Here is a 6,216-nt window from a genome sequence, read left to right on the forward strand (position 1 = left end):
ATGTACCGAGCTTTCGTTTTTTTATAATTTGAAATTCCATTTAATAATCCCTGCTTCTTTTGCTGAATTAAATAAGATTAAAATGAAGGGACCTATAAAGAAACCGAGTAATCCAAATAATTTTAAACCCAAATACATGGCAATTAATGTTGCGAGTGGAGATAAACCAATATGTCTACCCATCACCTTAGGTTCCACCGTTCTTCTTATAATGAGTAGTACGGTAGCTAAAATGGCAAGCTCTGTTCCGAGTCCAATGTTCCCTGTTATAAAATGGTAAGTAAACCAAGGTGCCATAATGACAATAGACCCAATTAAGGGTATAAAATCAACAATCCATATCACTACACTCATCACAAGAGCCGCTTCAGGTGCAATCCATAATAATCCTAACAGTGTAGCGATAAATATGATAACACTTACTAAGAATTGTGCTTTTAGGAATCCAAGTACAACGTAAGAAAGTCTAGATGTCATAAAGTTTACTTTGTCAGCCGTCTTTTCAGTTAGGTGTTTGTAGATTGTTGTGCGTATTTTCGGTAAATCAATCATAAATAAAAAGAGTGCAATCAAATAAACGAGTATATTGACTAAGTAGTTTGGAATTCCTCCGATAAAACTGCTTATTTTGTTGAGATTCACATAATCATTTGTTAAACCAGATTTTACAGAGTTGAAGAAATTTCCAACTTCGTCTTGAATTTGTTCAACTACTTCATTAGGTAGATCTTCTGAAGCAGAAAGAAGGTCCTTTTCATATATCTCCCATTTATCTGATATTTGATTAATATACGTGGGAATCTCTTCTGCAAATTGAATGGCTTCTCCAATGACTTTCGTTGTAATGAAGTATAGGGATAGTCCTGAAAACAAGAGGAAGAGAACAAAAACGATAAGAACAGAGAGCTTCCTTTTAATATTAAATCTTTTTCTTAATACTCTTACAGCTGGATCTAAGAATAAGGCAGTAATGAATGCTGAAATTAGTGGTATAGATATAGGGAGTATATACAACGAAAGTAACGTGATGATTACGACCGTAACAATGATTGTTAACACTTTGCGATTGAAAAACTTAGGCAATGGAATCCCTCTCTTATTTTGTCTGTATAGTTGTATTATAACTTTCTTTTAAGGAAAAAACAAGTGAAGTCTTTTCTGTGTAAAATAAAAAGCCTAACGTATGGACGTTAAGCTTTTTTCTTTAATGGGCAAAATGTTGAACTTCTTCCATTACTTGTTTAATGATCTTTTCACATGTATCAACTAAGTGTGCTGGGAAATGTTCTCCATCCCCATATTCTACACCGTGTGGATAATAATGCTTACCTAAAAGTGGAGTCATTAATTTAATGGAAGCATGATCTGCTCCAATATCACCTTCTACCGCTAGTCCTTGTATACGTAAATAGAAAGTGCCTTCTTTAATAATAAATTTGCGATCAAATGTGACACGTTCATAGTCCCATTGACCTGCTTTAATTAAGCCATGTGTTTTCATTACATCTTCTAATCGTTCTAAATCAGCTGTTACGTTTTCAATTCCAGTGTTTTCAAATTTCAATTGTATTCCCTCCTATATGAAAAAGCATACACAATCTATGTAGATGCATCTATATTCATTACTATAATAGTCTAAATTTTACTTTGTTGCAATGATTCGTTCGTTTAAAGCGAAGAATAAATAGTTGATCGTATACAGACAATAACAAGGTAAAGGATGGTGGTATAGGTGAAAATTGAAGACTTAATGACAAGAGAAGTAGAAGCTTGCACCCTTCTTGATAATGTATATGAGGCTGCGGTGTTGATGAAAGAACACAACATTGGAAGTGTTCCGATAGTAGATGGAAGTAAATTGGTTGGCATGATAACAGACCGTGACATTGTCATTAAAGGGATAGCAGAAAAGAAACCAAATTCCTCTCGGATTCAAGATTTGATGTCAACAAATATCATAACAGTCACAGCTGATTGTACTACGGATAAGGCATTAGAGATAATGAAGGAACATCAAATTAGACGGCTACCTGTCGTGAATGGTGAACATTTAATAGGTATGGTGTCCCTGGGTGACTTAGCTACAAAAGATTCGAACAATCAAATAGATGAAACTCTAGAAGAAATATCAGAACAAGCCCATTAAACGGAATTCGATTATAAGGTACACTATTAAATGAATATCGCCATGTTTCAATAGAAATATGGTAAACTTGAGATGAGGGTGTCCCAAAAGGAACATCCTCTTCTTTTTTCAACAAATGATCATCATTAAATTAGCCCGTTTGATTTCCGCGGAAGGTACTCCATTCTCCGGGGCGGAGGTGAGCCTCCTCATAAAATGCTGCGCATTTTATTCGTGCGGTGAAAACTCGAGGAAGCCTATTCAGAGTCCTCGGGCAAGCCCTGTGGGGTCTCACCTTTTCCGCTATTTCCCTCGGGAGTCTCGCACCTGCAGCGAGAATCAACCTAATCAAAATGAACCGATGCGAAAATTCTAAAATAATAATAAAAAAAAGGTGCCACAAAAAAATCGTCTTTTAACGCCCTTTTGAGTCACCCTCTATTTTTTATTTTCTATCTTCTTAAATAATAGAAACAAGCATAATCTATCACTAAAGCTGTGAAATTGATATAATAAACTTACGTTATAATGTTGGAAGGGTGGGAGAAATTGAAGACGATTTTGCGCATATTATTTGTAGTCGCTGGAATTATGTTATTTTCTATGTACTCGTCTTACCAAGATAAGAATTCCGAAAAAATAATGAACGAAGAAGGTACCCTCCAGTCTTTAGAATCAGAAGAACAACTTGTACCTGAAATTATTGAAGAGGGTGTAACGAAGTTAATTGGGGAACCAAAGGAAAAACTGTTAGAACAATTTGGTGAACCCATTCGGAAAGACCTTTCTTCATATGGATATACTTGGTGGATATACCCTATCTCAAATGAATCTTATTTTCAAGCGGGTGTAAAAGACGATAAGATTGTGACTCTTTTTGCCATTGGTAAAGGAATCAATGTTAAACCATATACGTTAGGCCAAAATCTGCAAGATATTTATGCTATTACTCCATTGCAATCTGAAATTACAGTTGTGAATAATAATGGAAATTATAAATTTGAGCTCTCAGAACAAGATATGAATCAAAAGGCACTCGTAAAAATTAACGATGATACTTATGCACAATTGTATTTAGACCGTTTTACAGGAACTCTAATGGGAATTCGCTACCTAGATAGTGAAATTCTTATTTTACAGCACCCCTATCAAGTGGTCTATACAGGTGAGAAAATTTACGATATTAAACCTTCAAGCTCGGAATGGGAGCTAATTGAAGAAGGAAATGAAAATCAAATCATTGATATGACGAATATTATTCGAAAGGGTTTATGATAAAGCCACGCCTTATCTTGGAATTGAAGAGGTGGCAGAGGTTGCTAGAGGTCATAGCACGGATATGTTTAAGGAAAGTTATTTTTCTCATGAATCACCTACTTACGGTACGTTAGGAGATCGACTAGATAAAGCAGCTATATTGTATTTATCAGCAGGAGAAAATATTGCTGCCCAATATACAGACGGAGCAGATTCCGTAATGGGCTGGTTGAATTCGCCTGGACACAGAGAGGCCCTTTTGGATGAAGAGTTTACTCACCTTGGAGTGGGTGTCCATCAAAAATATTATACCCAAAACTTTGTGAAATTCAGATAACCTCATTCAACAAATCCCCCTTTCCATCATATTTTAATACAAGAGTATGAGGAATGGGGGATTAACTATGCCTAAAGAGAATGTACATCCTCAAGTTGTCAATTTTAAGAAATTTGTTAGGTCACATCCAGGATTGATTAAAGAGGTAAAACAAGGGAATTCAACATGGCAGGATTTGTTCGAGGAATGGTATATCCTTGGGGATGAAGATCCTACTTGGCAAAAATACCAAAAGGGAAACCTTACAAATGTAGAAACTTCATCTCAAACTAATTCTGAATCTAAAGAAGAAGAGACATCTTCTGGAATTATGAATCAATTAACAAAGGTGATTCAAAATATGGATGCCAATCAAATGCAGTCCCACCTTGCGAATCTAAGTCAAGCAATTGGTGCAGTTCAAGGAGTTCTTTCATCCTTACAAGGGGACACTAGTACCTCAAAAGCTGCCTCAAAAAGTACAGAAGAAAAACCGAATCATCCCTTTTCATTTAGACAAGATTGAGGAGGTGACTTATGAGAAATGAAATCATGACACAAATTCAATCAGAACAGGATTGGCACAGATTTCTACACGAACAGCCGTATTGGTATAGGAAATTAAGCAGAAACCCTAAAAGCTTTGACCAATTTAAAATTGCTGCACTGAATTACCATCAAAAAACGATACCTCATCAAGTAGAAAAGTTTACAAACGGAGTACAAATGGCATCCATGATGGTCAATATGTTTCAAGCTATGAATACTTCAGATTAAGGAACGCGTGGATAAACAGATCCATGCGTTTTTCTATGAGAATAAAAATCTTTCATAATCCTTTTCATTTTCGAACAAGTTAAAGGAAAGGAGATGTGATTAGAATGAAACGAAGAAATGTTCTCTTTATCTTGTTATTATTGTGTGCCTGCGGAAAACAACCACCTGAGCCGGAGAACGTCACTACAATGTCTATTTTTGGAGCCACCCAATCATCTTCATCAGAAATGAACATAAGGCACATTGTTCAAAAGCAAAATGTTTTCATTGAATGCCAAATACCTTCTGTAACGTTCTCTGGATACAAAGATTTACCGAAGGCAAAAGTTATTGCCTATGTGAATGATAAAAGAATTGGAGAATTTCGAACGGCAGCTTTTGTCATTAAGGATCTACCAGAAGGAAACCACCATATTAAACTTGAGGTTCTTAGTGACGAAAACGAAACTCTTGGACTTGAAAAACAATTCTTCGTTTGGATTACAGAATAACCTGAGTCGCATTCTCCACTCATTCATGGTAATATAATGGGTATGGAGGTGGCAAACGTTGCTTGCTACATTAGAAAGAATAGAAATCCTTGAGTTTTCAGAGCAACTTTCTCAGATGATTTTAGAATCTGAAGAGGCAGAAAATTATAGGAGATGTTACTATAAATTAAGAAATTCCTCTGTGTCTCAGAAAAAAATTCGAGAGTTCACGGAATTAAAGGAGCATTACGAAGAAGTTCAACGATTTGGAAGGTATCATCCAGATTATAAGCGAGTTATGACTTCTATACGTGAGGTTAAACGAGCAATGGATATGGATGATCGAGTTGCTGAGTTTAGAAGAGCAGAGAATGATTTGCAATCATTGCTAGACGAAGTAAGCCTAATTGTAGGACGTTCAGTTTCTGAACATATTAAAGTTCCAACAGGCAACCCATTCTTTCAAGGGTCTTCCTGCAGCGGTGGTTGTGGGTCTGGCGGGGGATGTAGTTGTTCAGCGTAATTCATAATGAGATAGGATCTTAAAGGTCCTATCTTTTTTTTATGACCTAAATCGTATGCAGTCCTCACACAGATTTCCGCAACAAAACATTTTTTCTTGTGGGACAAAGAATCGATGTCTAAATACATAATGTATATCAGTTTCTCTTACAAAAATGGTTTCACTATGCAACCTGTAATTTTCCATACTTTTCATGCTATGGATTTTGATATCATTTTCAATCGTTGGTTTTAAGTCATACTTTCGAATATATAAAAACGATGCACCAGCAAGTACTTTTCTTTCACATCGTAAAGCATTAGAGGATTGGTTAAATCTTGATAAGAAATCAGACCAAACAGTTTGAATATTCATTATTTCTAATCCTCCATTTTAATATTCAAGTTGCAGATTCCTATAACACTATGCTAGACTAATGAAAAAGTGCGTGTTAGGGGAATTACTATGTTAAAAGAACGACAGGGCATAATTGTATGGTTATATAATTTAAAGCACGCTAAGACCTTAAGGCGATACGGAAATGTTCAATATGTTTCAAAAAAGTTAAAATACGTTGTAATCTACTGTGACTCTACTCAGTATGATAGTATATATGATAAAATTTCTTCACTTCCATACGTTAAAGGTGTACAACCGTCATTTAAACCATATATCAAAACAGAATACCAAAATTCCAAACCAGACAAAGCAAAAGAATACGATTACAAACTAGGTTTGTAGAAAAGGAAGACAGTTAAAAGTCTTCAGA

General features: G+C 35.5%; 11 protein-coding genes. 8 read left to right on the forward strand and 3 right to left on the reverse strand.

The features are described from left to right. Positions 1–21: 21 nt before the first annotated feature. Complete coding sequence (gene ytvI, locus M44_RS18530) at positions 22–1,083, reverse strand: sporulation integral membrane protein YtvI (protein WP_010176068.1); 1,062 nt, start codon at positions 1,081–1,083, stop codon at positions 22–24. A 121-nt stretch (positions 1,084–1,204) separates the two neighbouring features. Beyond that, on the reverse strand, positions 1,205–1,564 hold the full coding sequence (locus M44_RS18535; RefSeq protein ID WP_010176069.1) for a YugN family protein: 360 nt from the start codon (positions 1,562–1,564) through the stop codon (positions 1,205–1,207). 168 nt (positions 1,565–1,732) lie between these two features. On the opposite strand from M44_RS18535, the gene M44_RS18540 reads away from it, so the two are divergent. The 7 genes from M44_RS18540 (at position 1,733) to M44_RS18565 (ending at position 5,468) form a co-directional block, all read left to right on the forward strand. Further along, positions 1,733–2,146, forward strand: coding sequence for a CBS domain-containing protein (locus M44_RS18540; RefSeq protein WP_010176070.1), 414 nt, complete (start codon positions 1,733–1,735; stop codon positions 2,144–2,146). A 528-nt stretch (positions 2,147–2,674) separates the two neighbouring features. Then, positions 2,675–3,400 (forward strand): CAP-associated domain-containing protein, encoded by a 726-nt coding sequence (locus M44_RS24325; RefSeq protein ID WP_010176071.1) that lies wholly within the window; start codon positions 2,675–2,677, stop codon positions 3,398–3,400. Between the two features lie 31 nt (positions 3,401–3,431). Further along, positions 3,432–3,719, forward strand: a complete 288-nt coding sequence (locus M44_RS25655) for a CAP domain-containing protein (RefSeq protein WP_010176072.1) — start codon at positions 3,432–3,434, stop codon at positions 3,717–3,719. Between the two features lie 67 nt (positions 3,720–3,786). After that, positions 3,787–4,224: a YlbD family protein gene (locus M44_RS18550; protein ID WP_010176074.1), complete on the forward strand. Its 438-nt coding sequence runs from the start codon at positions 3,787–3,789 to the stop codon at positions 4,222–4,224. An 11-nt stretch (positions 4,225–4,235) separates the two neighbouring features. Beyond that, positions 4,236–4,475: a YlbE-like family protein gene (locus M44_RS18555; RefSeq protein WP_010176075.1), complete on the forward strand. Its 240-nt coding sequence runs from the start codon at positions 4,236–4,238 to the stop codon at positions 4,473–4,475. A 104-nt stretch (positions 4,476–4,579) separates the two neighbouring features. Next, on the forward strand, positions 4,580–4,966 hold the full coding sequence (locus M44_RS18560; protein WP_010176077.1) for a hypothetical protein: 387 nt from the start codon (positions 4,580–4,582) through the stop codon (positions 4,964–4,966). A 58-nt stretch (positions 4,967–5,024) separates the two neighbouring features. After that, a complete protein-coding gene (locus M44_RS18565) occupies positions 5,025–5,468 on the forward strand; it encodes a YlbF/YmcA family competence regulator (protein WP_010176079.1) in 444 nt (147 codons plus the stop codon). A 39-nt stretch (positions 5,469–5,507) separates the two neighbouring features. Here the strand turns inward: M44_RS18565 and M44_RS24330 are convergent, their stop codons facing one another. Then, on the reverse strand, positions 5,508–5,822 hold the full coding sequence (locus tag M44_RS24330; protein ID WP_010176081.1) for a hypothetical protein: 315 nt from the start codon (positions 5,820–5,822) through the stop codon (positions 5,508–5,510). A gap of 90 nt (positions 5,823–5,912) precedes the next feature. Here M44_RS24330 and M44_RS18575 point away from each other — a divergent pair, with 90 nt between their 5' ends. After that, entirely contained in the window at positions 5,913–6,188 is a 276-nt protein-coding gene (locus M44_RS18575) for a YlbG family protein (protein ID WP_010176083.1), read from the forward strand. The last annotated feature ends 28 nt before the right edge of the window (positions 6,189–6,216 follow it).

The sequence above is a fragment of the Bacillus coahuilensis m4-4 genome (genome assembly GCF_000171615.1).
Lineage (GTDB): Bacteria > Bacillota > Bacilli > Bacillales > Bacillaceae_K > Bacillus_T > Bacillus_T coahuilensis.

Bases quoted from the DNA above. Each gene is read 5' to 3' on its own strand.
- M44_RS18550 (WP_010176074.1), top strand. From the start codon at position 3,787: ATGCCTAAAGAGAATGTACATCCTCAAGTTGTCAATTTTAAGAAATTT.
- M44_RS18555 (WP_010176075.1), top strand. From the start codon at position 4,236: ATGAGAAATGAAATCATGACACAAATTCAATCAGAACAGGATTGGCAC.
- M44_RS18560 (WP_010176077.1), top strand. From the start codon at position 4,580: ATGAAACGAAGAAATGTTCTCTTTATCTTGTTATTATTGTGTGCCTGC.
- M44_RS24330 (WP_010176081.1), bottom strand. From the start codon at position 5,822: ATGAATATTCAAACTGTTTGGTCTGATTTCTTATCAAGATTTAACCAA.
- M44_RS18575 (WP_010176083.1), top strand. From the start codon at position 5,913: ATGTTAAAAGAACGACAGGGCATAATTGTATGGTTATATAATTTAAAG.